This window comes from Micromonospora sp. FIMYZ51, assembly GCF_038246755.1.
GTDB lineage: Bacteria > Actinomycetota > Actinomycetes > Mycobacteriales > Micromonosporaceae > Micromonospora.
The window spans coordinates 6168985-6185544 of sequence record NZ_CP134706.1; the positions used below are offsets into that span (position 1 = coordinate 6168985).

The 16560-nt window shown below is 72.8% G+C and carries 15 protein-coding genes and 1 pseudogene; 3 read left to right on the forward strand and 13 right to left on the reverse strand.

Annotated elements, in window-relative coordinates; translation table 11 throughout:
* Positions 1-55 precede the first annotated feature (55 nt).
* The 11 genes and pseudogenes from QQG74_RS27625 to QQG74_RS27675 form a co-directional block, all read right to left on the reverse strand.
* Positions 56-310 carry a hypothetical protein gene (locus tag QQG74_RS27625; RefSeq protein ID WP_189046480.1) on the reverse strand — a complete coding sequence of 85 codons (255 nt, stop codon included), beginning with the start codon at positions 308-310 and terminating at the stop codon, positions 56-58.
* A 14-nt stretch (positions 311-324) separates the two neighbouring features.
* Positions 325-1371, reverse strand: a complete 1047-nt coding sequence (tsaD, locus tag QQG74_RS27630; RefSeq protein ID WP_341717591.1) for a tRNA (adenosine(37)-N6)-threonylcarbamoyltransferase complex transferase subunit TsaD — start codon at positions 1369-1371, stop codon at positions 325-327.
* Positions 1372-1378: 7 nt separating this feature from the next.
* Positions 1379-1831, reverse strand: coding sequence for a ribosomal protein S18-alanine N-acetyltransferase (rimI, locus tag QQG74_RS27635; protein WP_341717592.1), 453 nt, complete (start codon positions 1829-1831; stop codon positions 1379-1381).
* A gap of 156 nt (positions 1832-1987) precedes the next feature.
* Positions 1988-2665 (reverse strand): tRNA (adenosine(37)-N6)-threonylcarbamoyltransferase complex dimerization subunit type 1 TsaB, encoded by a 678-nt coding sequence (gene tsaB / locus QQG74_RS27640; protein ID WP_341717593.1) that lies wholly within the window; start codon positions 2663-2665, stop codon positions 1988-1990.
* A gap of 189 nt (positions 2666-2854) precedes the next feature.
* Positions 2855-3949 (reverse strand): glycoside hydrolase family 11 protein, encoded by a 1095-nt coding sequence (locus QQG74_RS27645; RefSeq protein WP_341717594.1) that lies wholly within the window; start codon positions 3947-3949, stop codon positions 2855-2857.
* 404 nt (positions 3950-4353) lie between these two features.
* Positions 4354-5055 carry a uracil-DNA glycosylase gene (ung, locus tag QQG74_RS27650; protein ID WP_341717595.1) on the reverse strand — a complete coding sequence of 234 codons (702 nt, stop codon included), beginning with the start codon at positions 5053-5055 and terminating at the stop codon, positions 4354-4356.
* A gap of 60 nt (positions 5056-5115) precedes the next feature.
* Positions 5116-5595 (reverse strand): tRNA (adenosine(37)-N6)-threonylcarbamoyltransferase complex ATPase subunit type 1 TsaE, encoded by a 480-nt coding sequence (tsaE, locus tag QQG74_RS27655; RefSeq protein WP_341717596.1) that lies wholly within the window; start codon positions 5593-5595, stop codon positions 5116-5118.
* A complete protein-coding gene (locus tag QQG74_RS27660; RefSeq protein ID WP_341717597.1) occupies positions 5592-6698 on the reverse strand; it encodes an alpha/beta hydrolase in 1107 nt (368 codons plus the stop codon). The genes tsaE and QQG74_RS27660 overlap by 4 nt, the downstream gene beginning before the upstream one ends.
* Positions 6691-7803 carry an alanine racemase gene (alr, locus tag QQG74_RS27665; protein ID WP_341717598.1) on the reverse strand — a complete coding sequence of 371 codons (1113 nt, stop codon included), beginning with the start codon at positions 7801-7803 and terminating at the stop codon, positions 6691-6693. Before alr ends, QQG74_RS27660 begins: the two co-directional genes overlap by 8 nt.
* A gap of 69 nt (positions 7804-7872) precedes the next feature.
* Positions 7873-9341: pseudogene (locus QQG74_RS27670) on the reverse strand (NAD(P)H-hydrate dehydratase).
* Positions 9342-9379: 38 nt separating this feature from the next.
* A complete protein-coding gene (locus QQG74_RS27675) occupies positions 9380-9748 on the reverse strand; it encodes a holo-ACP synthase (RefSeq protein ID WP_341717599.1) in 369 nt (122 codons plus the stop codon).
* 174 nt (positions 9749-9922) lie between these two features.
* Between QQG74_RS27675 and QQG74_RS27680 the strand changes: the two genes are divergently transcribed.
* Positions 9923-10222, forward strand: coding sequence for a type VII secretion target (locus QQG74_RS27680; RefSeq protein WP_341717600.1), 300 nt, complete (start codon positions 9923-9925; stop codon positions 10220-10222).
* Entirely contained in the window at positions 10219-11817 is a 1599-nt protein-coding gene (locus QQG74_RS27685; protein WP_341717601.1) for an alpha/beta hydrolase, read from the forward strand. The genes QQG74_RS27680 and QQG74_RS27685 overlap by 4 nt, the downstream gene beginning before the upstream one ends.
* Before the next feature lie 53 nt (positions 11818-11870).
* On the opposite strand, the gene glmS is transcribed toward QQG74_RS27685, so the two are convergent.
* The gene (glmS, locus tag QQG74_RS27690) at positions 11871-13784 is read right to left on the reverse strand and encodes a glutamine--fructose-6-phosphate transaminase (isomerizing) (RefSeq protein ID WP_341717602.1); all 1914 of its coding nucleotides are present in this window, start codon (positions 13782-13784) and stop codon (positions 11871-11873) included.
* 157 nt (positions 13785-13941) lie between these two features.
* On the opposite strand from glmS, the gene QQG74_RS27695 reads away from it, so the two are divergent.
* The gene (locus tag QQG74_RS27695; RefSeq protein ID WP_341717603.1) at positions 13942-15135 is read left to right on the forward strand and encodes a pyridoxal phosphate-dependent aminotransferase; all 1194 of its coding nucleotides are present in this window, start codon (positions 13942-13944) and stop codon (positions 15133-15135) included.
* Between the two features lie 311 nt (positions 15136-15446).
* Here the strand turns inward: QQG74_RS27695 and QQG74_RS27700 are convergent, their stop codons facing one another.
* A complete protein-coding gene (locus tag QQG74_RS27700) occupies positions 15447-16067 on the reverse strand; it encodes a PadR family transcriptional regulator (RefSeq protein ID WP_341717604.1) in 621 nt (206 codons plus the stop codon).
* Positions 16068-16560 lie beyond the last annotated feature (493 nt).

Sequence of the window (16560 nt, forward strand, 5' to 3'; positions counted from 1 at the left end):
AGACGCAGCGGTCGGCGGGACTCAGCGGTCGGCGGGACTCAGCGGTCGGCGGGACTCAGCGGTCGACCTGGGTGAAGTCCCACGAGTGCGCGGGCCGGGCCAACAGCATCACCGGCGGGTCGGGCAGCGGCCGAGGGCTGCTGCGCCACTTGGAGATCACCACGACCCGGTGGTCGGTGGAGGAGAAGACCTCGCTCGACAGGTGCAGCGGGTCGTGCTCGAACTCGGGCAGGGCGGTGTCGCAGACCCAGGTGATCAGGTCGGCGAGCGCGTACGGTTCCGCCCGCGCCTCCCACATCCGTACGATCACGTCGCCGTCCTCCCTCAGACGCTGACCGTGGTCAGCGGCATCGCCGAATCCGCAGGCAGGTCGAGCCGGCTCGGCGCGACGCCCGAGGCGACCAGGTGCGAGCCGAGCGCCGCCACCATCGCGCCGTTGTCGGTGCACAACCCGGGTCGGGGTACGCGCACCCGGATGCCGTGCCGGGCGGCCCGCTGCTCGGCCAGCGCCCGCAGCCGCGAGTTGGCCGCCACTCCCCCGCCGATCACCAGGGTCTCGACGCCGCTGCTGCGGCAGGCATCCAGCGCCTTGCCGACCAGCACGTCGCAGACCGCCTCCTGGAAGGAGGCCGCGACGTCGGCGACCGGAACCGGCTCACCGGCCCGCTGCCGCGCCTCCACCCAGCGGGCCACCGCCGTTTTCAACCCAGAGAACGAGAAGTCGTAACGGTGCGTGACGAGATCCTTGGTCGCGGTCAGCCCGCGCGGGAAGGCGATGGCCGCCGGGTCGCCGGCCCGGGCCTCCCGGTCGATGTGAGGACCACCGGGAAAGGGCAGGCCGAGCAGCCGGGCGATCTTGTCGAATGCCTCGCCGGCCGCGTCATCGATGGTGGCACCGAGCGGCGTCACGCCTCGGGCCAGATCGTCGACGAGCAGCAGGGACGAGTGCCCGCCGGAAACCAGCAGCGCAATCGCCGGCTCCGGCAGTGGACCATGTTCCAGGGTGTCCACGGCGACGTGCGCGGCCAGGTGGTTCACTCCGTAGACCGGCTTCTCGGCGGCGACCGCGTACCCCTTGGCTGCCGCCACGCCGACCAGCAGCGCCCCCGCCAGGCCCGGACCGGCGGTGACCGCTATCGCGTCGATGTCGGCGAGCGTCACCCCCGCCTCGGTCAGCGCCCGTTCCATGGTCGGCACGATGGCCTCCAGATGTGCCCGGCTGGCCACCTCGGGCACCACCCCGCCGAACCGGGCGTGCTGCTCCACGCTTGAGGCGAGCGCGTCGGCGAGCAGAGTGTGTCCGCGTACGACGCCGACACCTGTCTCGTCGCACGAGGTCTCGATGCCGAGGATCAGTGGTTCGTCAGCCATGAAATGCTCAGTCCTGGATGCGCTGCATCACCAGCGCGTCGGTGTTGCTCGGTTGGTAGTAGCCACGGCGTACGCCGATCGGTTCGAATCCGTAGCTCGCGTAGAGCCGCTGGGCCGGTGCGTTGTCCGCCGCGACCTCCAGCAGCACGCTGCGTACGCCGAGCCCGGCGGCCTCGGCGAGCAGCGCCTCCAGCAGCAGCCGCCCGACTCCCCGTCGCTGCGCCTCCCGCCGCACCGCGATGTTCTGCACCCACGCCTCGTCCGGCGGCGCGACGGCGAGCCCGGCGTAGCCGAGCACCGCGCCGCCGTCATCGGTCGCGACCCGGTAGAAGTGCCCGTGGGCCAGCTCGTTCCAGAACATCGCGGCGGACCACTGCTCGGCGCCGAAGAGGTCCGCTTCGATCGGCAGCACCTCGTCAATGTGCCACCAGCGGAACCTACCGAGCCGCACGTCGCTCATGCCGGCCCTCCGCTACGCTCCAGGCCGCCACGAGGCACCACCGCACTGAGCCAATGGTTCGCTCGCTGCCGCACGCTCATGCCGGCCCTCCGCTACGCTCCAGGCCGCCACGAGGCACCACCGCACTGAGCCAATGGTTCGCTCGCTCGCGCTCGCTCATGGCAGGACCGGCTTGCGGGCGGTCGCCGCCACGGCGTCCGGGCGGCGCAGATAGAGCGGGGTCAACGGATCGCCGGGCGCGCCGGCCCGGATCCGCTCGGCCGCCCGGGTGGCGAGTGCGTTCGCGTCCGGGTATCGCGGCTCGGCTCGCAGCGGCAGCCCCAGGACGTCGGCGTAGCGGTGGGCGCCGTCACCGACCGCAGCGGTGACGGCCAGTGACCGGGCCCGTTCGGCGGCCACCGCGGGCGCGCTGACCTCCGGCCCGACCAGGCGCTGCCCGGCACCGTCGTAGACCGCCCAGTAGATCTCCCGGCGTCGGGCGTCGCTCGCCGCCAGCACCGGCTCGCCAGCCGCCGCCGGGTGGCCGATCGCGTCGAGCGAGCAGACACCGTACGCGGGCACGCCGAGCACCTGGGACATCGTGGCGGCGGTGACCAGTCCCACCCGCAGTCCGGTGAACGGGCCGGGCCCGAGCCCGGCGACTATCGCGCCCAGGTCGGCCGGCCGGGCACCGACGTCGGCGAGGACCGCGTCCACCTGTGGTGCGAGCAGCTCACCGTGTGCCCGCGCGTCGACCGTGCACCGCTGCGCCCGGGTCGTCACGCCACTCGCGGTGACCTCGACGAGCGCCGCCGTCACCGCCGGGGTCGAGCTGTCCACCACCAGTACGAGCACAATGAACCAGCCTAGCGGCATAGCTAACCGCCCCGTGACGCCCGCCCGCCACCGGGTCATGGCGCTCGCGCGCACCGCGGCGGTTGCCCAGGGCGCGCCGGTGCCGGCCGACGGGGAGGAGGCACGGGGCCAGGTTCTCAAGGAGGCACGGGGCCAGGTCCCATCAGCGCCTGGCCCCGAAGCGACGGGTCAGTTGCGACGGCTCCACTGCTGGTTTGCCCCACCCCAGCAGCTGTACAGCTGGATCATCGCCCCGTTGCCGCTGCCGCCGGCGTCGAGGCACAACCCTGACTGCACTCCGGTGATCGTGCCGTTGGAGTTGATGTTCCACTGCTGGTTCGCGCCGCCGTGGCAGTCGTAGATGACCACCCGCGTACCGTTGCTGGTGCCCTGGCCCGAGGCGTCCAGGCACTTGCCGTTCACCGTCAGCTGCCGGCTCGAGGTGTGGGTGAACCGCTGGTTCGAGCCACCCCAGCAGTCATACAACTGGATCTGGGTGCCGTTGCTGGTGCTCGAGTTCGGCACGTCCAGACACCGGCCGGACTGCTGACCGACGATCATCTGGCCGGTACCGCCACCGGGCGGCGGGTTGCTCGGGTTGCCGGGGTCGGAGCTGCCGCCTTCCCGGACGGTGATGTCCGAGCTTCCCTGGCTCTGGTATCCCTCGGTGGCCATGATCTGGTAGTAGTGGTTGCCGAGGTTCAGGCCAACGCGGGCCCAGGCGTCGAAGTGGTTGGCGGTGGTGATGGTGCCGCTGCTGCGCTTCTGCTGCCGGACGCTCCAGTACTGGTAGAACGTCTGGGTGCCGTCGATCGACGGGGCGTTGACCCGCTGGCTGCGCAGGATGTCGTAGGTGCCGCCGTCGGTGGTGACGCTGCCGAGCCGGGTGGCGCCGCTGCTCGGGTTGTAGCTGCCGAAGTTCTCGACGATGTAGTACTCGACGAGCGGGTTGCGGGTCCAGCCGTACAGGGCGAGGTAGCTGTTGTTGTTGCCCGGGTTGTAGGTGCCCGAGTAGCTGATCGTGCGGCGGGTTCCGGGGTTCCAGCCCTTGCCGCCGACCCAGTTGTTGGTGCTCCGGCTCCACGAGCTGCTGTAGCGGCCGTTCTCGCGCAACACCATGCAGGCGTCGCCGCTGTCCTTCCAGAACGAGAAGAAGAACCCGTTGTGGGTGCCTTCCGTGCTGGAGCAGACCTGCCGGTCGGCCTCGGCGTGGGCGGGGCTGGCCACGAGCGCGGTGGTGCCGGTTGCGGCCAACACTGCGGCGCAGGCAGCGGCAACGAGCATCCTGGTGCGACCGCGTCGGTGGCTCCTACGGTGAGCGGGGACATCGTTCATTGGCGTGGTTCTCCTTGCAGAGAGGCGGCGCGACGCAACCGGCGGGGGTGCGTGTGATCGAGGGACGGTCACCACACGTCGGTGCCACGCCACGGATGTACGAGTTACCGAGCTGGAGATGTAAACCAGCGTCTATATTTACCGCCATCATCATCTGACGTACGACGTCAGTCAAGAACACTCGTCCGACCGGCTCCACCTACCAACCAGGCGGATGCCACCACCTGGTACGTGCGGGCGGCGTGGGGAAAGCTGGGGCCTGCCGGAGGCGGACGTCTGGGCGGACGCGGTCGCGGGCGGCACCCGGTGCGCGACACCGCCTCGATGATCCGCCTGCCGGCCGAGCGTACGGCTCAGTTGGCCGTGCGCTCCCAGTCGATGGTGAGTAAGCCGGCGTCGGCGAGGGCCTTGTTGGCCGCGCTGAACGGCCGGCTGCCGAGGAAGCCGCGCGGATTCATCGGGCTCGGGTGGCCCGCCTCCAACACCACGTGCTGCGGGTTGGTGACCAGCGCCGCCTTCTTGCGGGCGTAGCCGCCCCAGAGCAGGAAGACCACCCGCGTCTCCAAGGCGTCGAGCGCCCGGATGGTGGCGTCGGTGAACTCCTCCCAGCCCCGGTTGGCGTGCGAGCCGGGGCTGCCCTGCCGCACGGTCAGCACCGAGTTGAGCAGCAGCACGCCCTGTGCCGCCCAGCCGTCGAGATTGCCGCTGCGCGGCTTCGGCACGCCCAGGTCCTCACCCAACTCCTTGAAGACGTTGCGCAGCGAGGGCGGCACCGACACCCCCTCGCGCACGCTGAAGCTGAGCCCGTGCGCCTGGCCGGCGCGGTGGTAGGGGTCCTGGCCCAGGATCAGCACCCGGCAGGCGGCTGGCGGGCAGAGCCGGTAGGCCGAGAAGAGGTCCTCGACCGGTGGGAAGACCGGGCCGGTGGCGTACTCCCGGGCGACGAACTCACCAAGCGCGGCGGTGCGGGCCGGATCGAGGTGCGGGGCGAGCGCCGCCCGCCACTCCTGCGGCAACAGCGCCGGCAGGTCCAGGGGGGCAACATCGTCGGGCATCGGTGGCCTTCCCACGTACGGGTCGTCTGCGGGCACTCTAGGCAGCGGGTACGACAGCCCTCAGCCCAGGGCCGTCAGGCGCTCCGCCCAGTCGCCGCCGACCGGCTCCAGCTCCGCCACCCGGGTGTCGTCGTCGCGCCGGTCGAGCCGGATCCGCAGGTGCGCCTCGGCCAACTGCTCGACCAACCCTTCGCCCCACTCGACCACCGTCACCGAATCGTCGACCGAGGCATCCAGGTCGAGGTCGTCGATCTCGGCCCGGGGGTCGCTCGCGGCACCGAGCCGGTACGCGTCGGCGTGCACCAGCGCCACGCCACGCCCGGCCACCGGGTCGGGCCGGTGCACCCGGGCGATCACGAAGGTCGGCGAGGTGATGTCGCCGAGCACCCCCAGCCCGGCACCCACCCCCTGGGTGAGCGCGGTCTTGCCGGCGCCCAGCGGGCCGGTGAGCAGCACCAGGTCGCCGGGGCCCAGCAGGTCGGCCAGCCGCCGACCGAAGGCGTGCGTGTCGGCGACGGTCGGCAGCTCGACCCGGATCACGGCAGCTCCCCCGCGCAGCTGTCGAGGAAACGGATCAGGGCGGCGTTCACCTCGTCGGCGTGCTCCAGCATCACCACGTGCCCGCTGTCGTGGATCTTGACGAACTCGGCGTGCGGCAACCGCCGGACGATCTCCTCGGAGTGGGTCATCGGTGTGATCATGTCGCGGTCCCCGACGATCACCAGCACCGGCGTCCCCTCCAGCGCGGCCAGCGCCGGAAACCGGGAGTGCGTGGCCAGGGTACGCAGATAGCGGGTCACCGTGTCGGCGGAGGTCCGCGAGTTCATCGCCTCCACGTAGGAGACAAGCGCCGGGCTCGGCCGGCGGGTGCCGAAGCCGTACCTGCGGGTGAGCAGCCAGGCCACGTTCGTGGTCGAGCGACGGGCCCGGTCGATCACGGGACCGCCGTACCGGGTGACGCTGCCGGCCACGTTCAGCACCGGGCCACCCACCCGGCCCAGCAGGGCCGAGGCGACTAGCTTCGTCTCCGCCATCAGCCCGCCCGAGGTGGCCATCAGCACGGTGCCCACCACCCGGTCGCCGAACATCTCCGGATACAACTCGGCCAACGCCATGATGGTCATGCCGCCCATCGAGTGGCCGATGAGCACCAGCGGCCCCTCCGGCGCCACCTCGTCAATCACCCGACGCAGCGTGTGCCCGAGCGCCACCAGGTCGTACTCGCCGCTCTCCAGCCGCCCCGAGCGACCGTGCCCGGGCTGGTCGTACGCGACGATCCGGTGCTCGCCCCGCTCGGCGAGCAGCTTGCGCTGAAAGTGGAAGGTGCCCATGTCCAGGCAGAAGCCGTGCACCAGCAGCACCGTCGGGTTACCCGCGACCGACCGGGTCGGCTCGACCACCTCGACGTGGATGTCGGTGCCGTCGGGCATCTCCAGTTCGTACGCCGCGTCGTACCGCTGCGCACCGAAGACCTCGTCGGCGTACGGGTCGGTGGGGTCGGCCTTCAGCCGGCGGACCAGGGCACGTTCGGTGGCGACCCCGGCGGCGGTGACCGCGGCGGCCACCCCGAGGGCGGCACCCACCAGACCGGCCGCCTTCCCGGCGGCGGTGCGCGGCCGGGGGATCAGCTGTCGATTACTCACCGTCGTAGATCCGCGGTACCCGGGTGCTGCCGAACCGGGTGACGATCTCGTAGTTGATCGTGTCGACCGCCTCGGCCCAGTCGTCGGCGGTCGGTGCCCCGTCGGAGCCGTCGCCGAAGAGGGTGACCACGTCGCCCGCGGCCACCGGATCGTCGCCGCAGTCGAGGACGAACTGGTCCATGCAGACCCGCCCGGAGATGATCCGGCGACGCCCGCCGAGCAGCACCGGCCCGGCGTTCGAGGCGTGTCGCGGCACCCCGTCGGCGTAGCCGAGCGGCACCACGGCCAGGTTCGCCTCGCCCTCGGTGGTGTACGTGTGGCCGTACGAGACGCCGGAGCCGGCCGGCACCCGCTTGGTCAACATCACCCGGGCGCGGGCGGTCATCGCCGGACGCAGCCCGTAGGTCTCCCCGGCCACCGGCGACAGGCCGTAGACGGCCAGCCCCGGCCGGACCAGGTCGAAGTGGGTGTCGGGCCGGGTCAGCGTGGCGGCCGAGTTGGCCAGGTGCCGGTAGCGCGGGCGCAGCCCGGCCCGCTCGACCATCGCCAGGCCCTCGTGGAAGACGGCCAACTGCCGGTCGGTGGTCGGGTGGCCGGGCATGTCCGCGTACACGAAATGGCTCCACACCCCGACCACCTCGACCAGCCCGTCGGCCTGCGCCTTGGCGGCGGCGTCGAGCAGCGCCGGCCAGTCGGCGACCGTCGCGCCGCCCCGGGCCAGCCCGGTGTCGATCTTCAGGTGCAGCCGCGCCGGGCGTTCCGCCCGCCGGCTCGCCTCGACCATCTCGTCGAGCTGCGTCAGGCTCGCCACACCCAGGTCCACGTCGGCCGCGACGCCGGTGTGCAGCGGCAGCCCCGGCGCGAGCAGCCAGGCCAGCACCGGCGCGTCGATGCCGGCCGCGCGCAGGGTCAGCGCCTCATCCAGGGTGCAGACGCCCAGCCAGGCCGCACCGGCGTCGAGCGCGGCGCGGGCCGCCGGGATCATCCCGTGCCCGTAGCCGTCGCCCTTGACCACCGCCATCACCTCGGCACTGGTGCCGGCACAGATCCCGCTGACGTTCTCCCGGATCGCGTCAAGATCCACGCGTACCTCGGCCTGCCACATGCCCCCACCCTACTTTCCGCACTGATCACCCCAGGCCAACCCCGGCCAGGCCAGGTGCGGCGCGGGCGGTCAGGGCAGCCGGGCCAGCACCGGACGCAACGCGGCGGCCACGTCCGGGGCGGTGACCGGGCCACCCCGGGCCGCTTCCCGGCCGGCCAGCCCGTGCAGGTACGCGGCAGCGGCGGCGGCCCGCTCCGCCGGCAGCCCGGCGGCGAGCAACGAACCGAGCAGTCCGGCCAGTACGTCGCCGGTGCCCCCGGTCGCCAACGCCGGAGTGCCGGTCGGGTTCACGTACGCCCGGCCGTCCGGCGTGCCGATCACCGTGCGGTCCCCCTTGAGCAGCACCACGGCGTTCATCCAGGCGGCCAGTCGCAGCGTGGCGGCGACCCGGTCGTCGCCGGGCTGCTCGCCACAGAGCCGGGTGAACTCCCGGTCGTGCGGGGTGACCACGATGGGTGCGTCGCGCCGCCGCAACTGGTCGGCGAGCGAGCCGTCCACGAGCAGGGTCAGCGCGTCGGCATCCAGCACCACCGGCACCGGCGCGGCGAGCACGGCCCGCAACTCCGCGGCGGCCTGCTCGTCGGTGCCCAGCCCCGAGCCGCAGACCCAGGCCTGCACCCGGCCCGCGTCGACCACCCGGCCGGCCGCGATCACCGACGGATGTTGGCGCAGCACCTCGTCGCGGGCACCCCCGGCGTAGCGGACCAGGCCGGTCGGCCCGGCCAGCGCACCGCCGACGGAGAGCACCGCGGCACCCGGGTACATCGCCGAACCGGTGGCCAACCCGACCACGCCCCGGGTGTACTTCTCCGCCGCCGGACCGAGCCGTGGCCACCAGTCGACCACGTCCGACCACTCCACCACCCGCAGCGCCGGGCTGCCCCGCAGCCAGGGCGTCAACCCGATGTCCACAAGTTCCACCTGCCCGGCCAACGCGGCAGCCGGTCCGACCGCCAGCGCCGGCTTCAATGCGCCGAAGGCAACCGTCACGTCGGCCCGTACGGCGTTGGGCCGACCGGAGGCGGTCAGCGGCACCGCGCCGGTGTCCACCGCCACCCCGCTGGGCACGTCCACCGCGACCACCGTGGCCCGGGCACCGTCGCGCCCTCGGTGCCGCATCAGGCTCGCCGCCAGTTGTTCGGCGGTCTCCCGCAGCCCACCGTGGCCGCCGATGCCCACGATCCCGTCGAGCACCAGGTCGACCGTTGCCGGCGGGCGGTCCACCACCCGAGCACCGGCGGCCCGCAACGCGGCCAGCCCCTCGGCGTGGGCGCGGTCCGGGCGCAGCAGCAACGCCGACACGGCCGCCCCCGGCGGGCCAGGCGGGCACCGGCGTACAGCGCGTCGCCGCCGTTGTCACCGGAGCCCACGAGCAGCAGCACCGGCGCGGCGTACACCCCGCCCCGGTCGGCCAGCAGCAGCGCGCAGCGACGGGCCAAGCCGGCGGCGGCACGCTGCATCAGGGTGCCGGGCGGCAGCGTGGCCATCAGTGCCTGCTCCGCCGTCCGGATGTCCGCCACCCGCCAGACCGGCCTCATGCCCCACCTCGTTCCCCGCGCCCCGGCGCGTCCGACGCTCAGCTCTCCGCCACCACCATGGCGGAGGCGATCCCACCGTCGTGCGACAGCGAGAGATGCCACCGACTGATGCCGCGTTCGGTGGCCGCCGCAGCGACCGTGCCCGAGACCGTCAGCCAGGGCCGCCCGTGCGTGTCCGGCACGACCTCGCAGTCGTGCCAGCGCAGCCCGGCCGGCGCGCCGAGGGCCTTGGCCACCGCCTCCTTCGCGGCGAAGCGGGCCGCCATCGACTCGGGCGACCGGGGCGCACCGGCGGCGGTGTGCCGCTCGGCCGCGGTGAACAGCCGGTCGACAAGTGCCGGCGTGCGATCCAGCGCCCGGGCGAACCGGTCGACAAGCACCACGTCGATACCGACAGCGACGATCACGCGGCCCACCCTACCGGCGCGCGGGCCGCAAGATAGCCGTCAGCCGAGCTCCGGGCAACGCCTGTGGACAGAGCGGAGGTACGCCCACCGCCGGTTGTCCACAGGGCACGCCCGCCCCGCCTGCTGCGGCCTAGCGTCGTCGGCGCAGGTGTCAGGGGTACGGGGAGAGGGCCGATGACCGAGCAGGAGTTGACCGTGCAGCCGGAGCTGCTGCACCGCATCGGGCGGTCGCTCGGTGACACCGGCAACCGGCTGGCGCACGGGCTGGTGGCCGGCGTGCCGGGGCTGACGGCACCGGCACCGCAGTGGTCGGCAGCCGCCGCGTTGGCCGCCTTGGAAGAGGCGGTGCAGGGCTGGTCCGCCCGGCTCGGCGGCCGGATCGCGGACACCGGTGCCGCGCTGCGCGCCGCTGCCGGGGCGTACGAATCGGTGGACGCGCGGGCCGCCGCCCGGTTGTCGGACCTGTTCCGATGACCGGTCCGGCACCGGTCGGCTACGCGCAGCTCAGCTCGGTCGACCTGGCGGCCTGGCGCGCCACCGGTACGGCCTGGGCCAGCCTGGCCGGGCCGGCCGGGCGGCGGGCCGACGAGCTGGTCGAGAGCGCGACGGCACTGCGTTCGGGCTGGTCGGGCCGGGCCGCCGGATCCGCCGGGTCCCGCCTTACCGGCCTGCGCGCCGAGCTGGTCACGCTCGTGCCGGCCGTGATCGAGGTCGACCAGGTCCTCGCCGAGTTCGCCGCGCGGCTGGCCGCCGCCCGGGCCCGGCTGGCTGCGGCGGTGGCGCTTGCCGACACCGCCGGGGTGCTGATCGACCGGTGGGGGCGGGCCCGCCCCGATCCGAGCCGGGTGCCGGCCGAACGGGCGGGCCCCACGGTCATCCCGGTGGCCGCCGCCGTGCACGACGCGCTCGCGCTGGCCACCGCCGCCGATCGGGAGGCCGCCCAGCGCCTCGGGCAACTTGCGGCGGACGCCAGCACCGGCTGGGTCGCCATGCCCGCGCCGGACCGGCCCGCCCCGGGTGCCGCTCCCGCACTTGTCAACCGCTGGTGGGCGGGGCTCACTCCGGCCCAGCGGCGCTGGCTGGTGGGGCACGAACCGGAGCTGGTCGCCGGTCTGGACGGGGTCCCGGCCGCCGCTCGCGACCAGGCCAACCGGCTGCTGCTCGGGGCCCGGCGGGAGGAGTTGCTGGCGCAGTGGGACCGGTTGCTGGCCCGGGTGCCACGCGGGCCGGCCGAGCTGGCCGGGCTGCGCCGCGTCGATGCCGCCCTGGCCGGCCTGGATGCGCTCGCCGGCCGGCTGGACTCGGCCCAGCCACCCCGGGCCTACCTGCTCGGGCTGGACACCGGCGGCGAAGGGCGCGCGGTGGTGGCGCTCGGCAACCCGGACCGGGCCACCGGCGTCCTGACCTACGTGCCGGGGATGACGGCCGGGCTCGACGACGCCACCGACGAGCTGGGTCGCGCGGCCCGGGTGCTGTCCCGTTGTGCCGAGCTGGCGCCGGGCGAGCAGACCTCGGCGGTGCTCTGGCTGGACTACGACGCTCCGGATTTCCTGCACGAGGCGGCTCGGGACGGGCAGGCCCGCGCGGCCGGCGACGCGCTGCACCGGTTCCAGGAGGGGCTGCGGGCCAGCCACGACGATCCGCCGGCCCGGCAGACCGTGCTCGGGCACAGCTACGGCTCGCTGGTGGTGGGCACCGCCGCCCGCGACCACGGGCTGGCCGCGGACGCGCTGGTCTTCGTCGGCTCACCCGGGGTCGGGGTGGCACACGCCGCCGAGCTGAACGTGCCACCCGGGCAGGTGTGGGCCAGCACCGCACCCGACGACGTGATCCGGCTGACCCGCCCGCCCGGCGACCTGGCCCGGCAGGCGGTGCTCGGTGCCTCCCCGGTCAACACGATCGCCGACCTGCTGGCCGGGCCGGGCGACGAGCGCTGGTTCGGCCGTGACCCGGCCGAGTCGACATTCGGCGGCCGGACCTTCCCCAGCGGCCGGTACGGCCACACCGGCTACTGGCATCCGGAAAATCCGGCGCTCGACGGCATGGCGCGGGTGGTGCTGGGCCAGTGACCCGTGGCCTCCGCGCCGGCCGGGGCGATCGGTACGACCGCCCCGGCCGATCACTACTCGACCGTGACCGACTTGGCGAGGTTGCGTGGCTGGTCGACGTCGTGTCCCCGGGCGGCGGCGATCTCGGCCGCGAACACCTGCAACGGCACGGTGGTCAGCAACGGGGCGAGCAGCGTCGGGGTACGCGGCACGTAGATCAGGTGGTCGGCGTACCGGACGACGGACTGGTCGCCCTCCTCGGCGATCACGATGGTCCGGGCGCCCCGGGCACGTACCTCCTGGATGTTGGAAACGATCTTGTCGTGCAACAGACCGCGGCCGACCGGGGAGGGCACCACGCAGATCACCGGGGTGCCCTGGTCGATAAGCGCGATCGAACCGTGCTTCAGCTCGCCCGCGGCGAAGCCCTCGGCGTGCATGTACGCCAGTTCCTTGAGCTTCAGCGCACCCTCCAACGCCACCGGGTAGCCGACGTGCCGGCCGATGAACAGCACCGTCGGCTCGGCGGCCAGCTCGCGGGCCAGCTCCCGGACCGGCTCGATCCGCCCGAGCAGCTCCCGCAGCTTCGCCGGCACCTGGTGCAGCTGCTCCACCACGGCGGCCACCTCGTCGGCGAACTTGATGCCCCGCACCTGGGCCAGGTGCAGGCCGATCAGGTAGCAGGCGACCAGCTGGGTGAGGAACGCCTTGGTGGAGGCGACCGCGATCTCCGGTCCGCCATGGGTGTAGAGCACCGCGTCGGACTCGCGCGGGATGGTGGAGCCGTTGGTGTTGCAGATGGCCAGCACCCGGGCCTTCTGCTCCTTGGCGTGCCGCAGCGCCATCAGGGTGTCCATGGTCTCGCCGGACTGCGAGATCACCACGATCAGCGTGGACCGGTCCAGCACCGGGTCGCGGTAGCGGAACTCGCTGGCCAGCTCCACCTCACAGGGAATCCGGGTCCAGTGCTCGATGGCGTACTTGGCGACCAGGCCGGAGTGGTACGCGGTGCCGCAGGCGACGACGAAGATCTTGTCGACATCGCGCAGGTCCTGGTCGCTGAGGCGGACCTCGTCAAGCATGATCTCGCCGCTGTCGGTGAGCCGGCCGAGCAGCGTGTCGGCCACGGCCTGCGGCTGCTCCGCGATCTCCTTGAGCATGAACCAGTCGTAGCCACCCTTCTCGGCGGCCGAGGAGTCCCAATCGATGTGGAAATCCTTGCCACTGGCGGGCTGGCCATCGAAGTCGGTGATCTCGATGGTGTCGGCGGTGATCAGGACGACCTGGTCCTGGCCCAGCTCGACCGCCTCGCGGGTGTGCTCGATGAACGCGGCGACGTCACTGGCGAGGTAGTTCTCGCCGTTGCCCCGGCCGACCACCAGCGGCGAGTTGCGTCGCGCGCCGACCACCGCGCCGGGCACCGCAGCATCTACCGCGAGCAGCGTGAACGCGCCCTCCAACCGCTGGCAGACCACCCGCATGGCGGCGGCGAGCAGCTGCGGTCCGTCCGGCTGACCGGCCGCCCGCAGCTCGGCCAGCGCCTTGGCGATCAGGTGCGCGGCGCACTCGGTGTCGGTGTCGCTGGCGAAGTGGACACCCTCGTCCTCCAGCTCGGTGCGGAGCTTGGCGAAGTTCTCGATGATGCCGTTGTGGATCACCGCTACCCGGCCGTCGGGCGACAGGTGCGGGTGGGCGTTGCGGTCGGTGGGGCCGCCGTGGGTGGCCCACCGGGTGTGGCCGATGCCGGTGGTACCGTCGCCGATGCCGATCGGGCTGGCAGCGCACCCGGTCGGATCCTCTGCGGCACGCTCGGAGAGCAGCTTCTCCAGGTTGGCCAGCTTGCCGGCCTTCTTCTCGCTGAGCAACTCCCCGTCGCAGACGACAGCGACACCCGCCGAGTCGTACCCGCGATATTCCAGCCGGCGCAGCCCGTCCAGCACGATGCCGAGTGCCGGTCGACCACCGGCGTAGCCCACGATTCCACACATGGGTGGCAGCCTAACCAGTTTCGCTCAAGATATCTGCGCGAAAGGCGGGTAAATAATCACTCAATCTGAGCGATCGGGCGTCTCGCGGTGATGCAGGCCACAAAGCGCCCAGGTCGGGTCGGGCACGACGGCGACCCGCACCCGTACCCTGGCGGGCGTGACGAGCATCGAGGTCGACCCGCTGGTGAGCCGGATGCGTCCGTTCGGCACGACGATCTTCGCCGAGATGTCCGCCCTCGCCGTCCGCACCGGTGCGGTGAACCTCGGGCAGGGCTTCCCGGACACCGACGGCCCGCCGGAGATGCTCGCCGCCGCGGCCGAGGCGCTACGCACCGGCCGCAACCAGTACCCACCCGGCCCCGGCATCCCCGAGCTGCGCGCGGCCGTGGCCGCCCACCAGCGCCGGTTCTGGGGCCTGGAGTACGACCCGGACGGCGAGGTGGTGATCACCGCCGGTGCCACCGAGGCGATCGCCGCAGCGATCCTCGCCCTCTGCGAACCAGGCGACGAGGTGGTCTGCTTCGAGCCGTACTACGACTCGTACGCCGCCTCGATCGCGCTGGCCAGGGCGGTACGCCGACCGGTCACGCTGCGCCCCGCCCCGGACGGGCGGTACGCCTTCGATCCGGCGGCGCTGCGCGCCGCGTTCGGCCCGCGTACCCGGCTGGTGCTGCTGAACTCACCGCACAACCCGACGGGGAAGGTGTTCACCCCGGCCGAGCTGACGCTGATCGCCGAGCTGTGCCAGGAACACGGCGCGTACGCGGTCACCGACGAGGTGTACGAGCACCTGGTCTTCGCCGACGCCGCCGCCGGACACGTGCCGCTGGCGACGCTGCCCGGCATGCGCGAGCGCACCCTGCGCATCTCCTCGGCCGGCAAGACCTTCTCCTGCACCGGCTGGAAGGTGGGCTGGGCGAGCGGCCCGGCGGCGCTGGTCTCGGCCCTGCTCCGGGTGAAGCAGTTCCTCACCTTCGTCAACGCCGCACCCCTGCAACCCGCAGTCGCGGTGGCGTTGGCCCTGCCCGACGCCTACTTCACCGAGTTCGAAGCAGGTCAGCGGGCCCGCCGGGACCAACTCGTCGGCGGGCTCACCGACGCCGGATTCGACGTGCTCAGGCCGGAGGGGACGTACTTCGTCACCGCCGACATCACCGCTCTCGGCGGCTCCGAAGGCGTCGAGTTCTGCCGTACGCTGCCCGAACGGTGCGGCGTGGTGGCCGTACCCACCCAGGTTTTCTACGACGACCCCGAGGCCGGCCGGCGGCTGGTCCGGTTCGCCTTCTGCAAACGCCCGGAGGTGCTCACCGAGGCGGTCTCCCGGCTGCGGGGAGCGACCTGGGACGGCTGACCCGCCGTACGCCCACCGCCGACCTGCCCGCCACGACCGACCCCCCGCCGTACGCCCACCGCCGACCTGCCCGCCGGCCGACCTCGTCTCCGATCTAGCCGCCTGCCGGCCTGCTTGATCGCCGCCCCGACCCGATCTTCGATCTACCTGCCCGCCGGCTACCTGATCTTCGATCCGCCTGACCGCCGCCCGACCCGATCTTCGGCCTACTTGAGGTCAGCTCACTGTCCCCCAGGCTCCTACGGCCCGCCGCAGGGCATGGCGTTCGCCGGTTCCGCGACTGTCCGCTGGCCGGGCGCGGGTCGGCGACGTCAGCCGGCGACGGGTGCCGGACCAGCAGCAGCCGACGGTGCAAGCCGGGTCGACGGGTCGGTCTTCGGCACCTCGGCAACGAGGGCCGCGAGCGCCCCGCCCCCCTCGGCCAGCAGCACCGACTCGGCGTCGTCGACGAAGGCGAGGTCCGCCTCGACGTGCCGGCTCGCGGCGGCGAGCAGCAGCGCCACCACGGGATCCGCCGCGTCGCGCCGCAGACCGTCCAGGTTGCGCAGCTCGCGCACGAGGTGGCCACGCTGATTGCCCAGCACGGTGCGCACCGTCTCCGGCGAACCGGACCGGGCGGCGGCGGTGACCTTCAGGAAGAAGTCGTCGCGGAAGCCGCCGCTGCGCGGGCTCGGCTCGGCGAGCCAGCGTGCCAGCTCGGCCCGGCCTTCGGCGGTGATCTCGTAGACCACCCGGTCCGGCTTGACCGGTTGGGCGTGCCGCTCGGCGACCACCAGCCGGTCCCGGGACAAGCGATCCAGGATCTGGTAAAGGTGCCCGATGTTGAGCGGCCCCCACTGCGGGCCGACCGCCGCCTCGAACGAACCCTTCAACTCGTAGCCGTAGCTCGGACCACGGGCCAACAGGGCCAGGACCGCATGCTGGACCGCCATCGCCTTCTCCCCTCCCCCTCTTGCATTGGAGCAATGTATCGGGAACTACAGGAGAGAGCACGCGGCAAGACAGGCCCAGCCGCGCGTCGTGTTGACCATCCTGTGCGGACGGTGGGGCGCATCGTGGTCGCCCCCGTCACCGCATCGACACCGACTAAGATCGGGCCGAAGCCGAAGCCGAAGCCGAAGCCGAAGCCGAAGCCGAAGCCGAAGCCGAAGCCGAAGCCGAAGCCGAAGCCGAAGCCGAAGCCGCCGCGCGGGGCACGCAGCAGCCGTCCCGGAGTGGCCATGGACCCGAGCACCAGCACCAGTTGCGGCACCAGCACCAGCAGCATTCGCGTCAGCGGCCTAGTCCGGCAGTTCCACGCCGACAGCGAGCGGCTGACCGGTGCCCTAACTGGCACGCTTGCCAACGGCCTGCTGGTGATGGCCCTCGCCACGGCGACCGCCAGCCGATTGTCACGTCCCTGGCTACGCCGCTGCGCCGCCAACT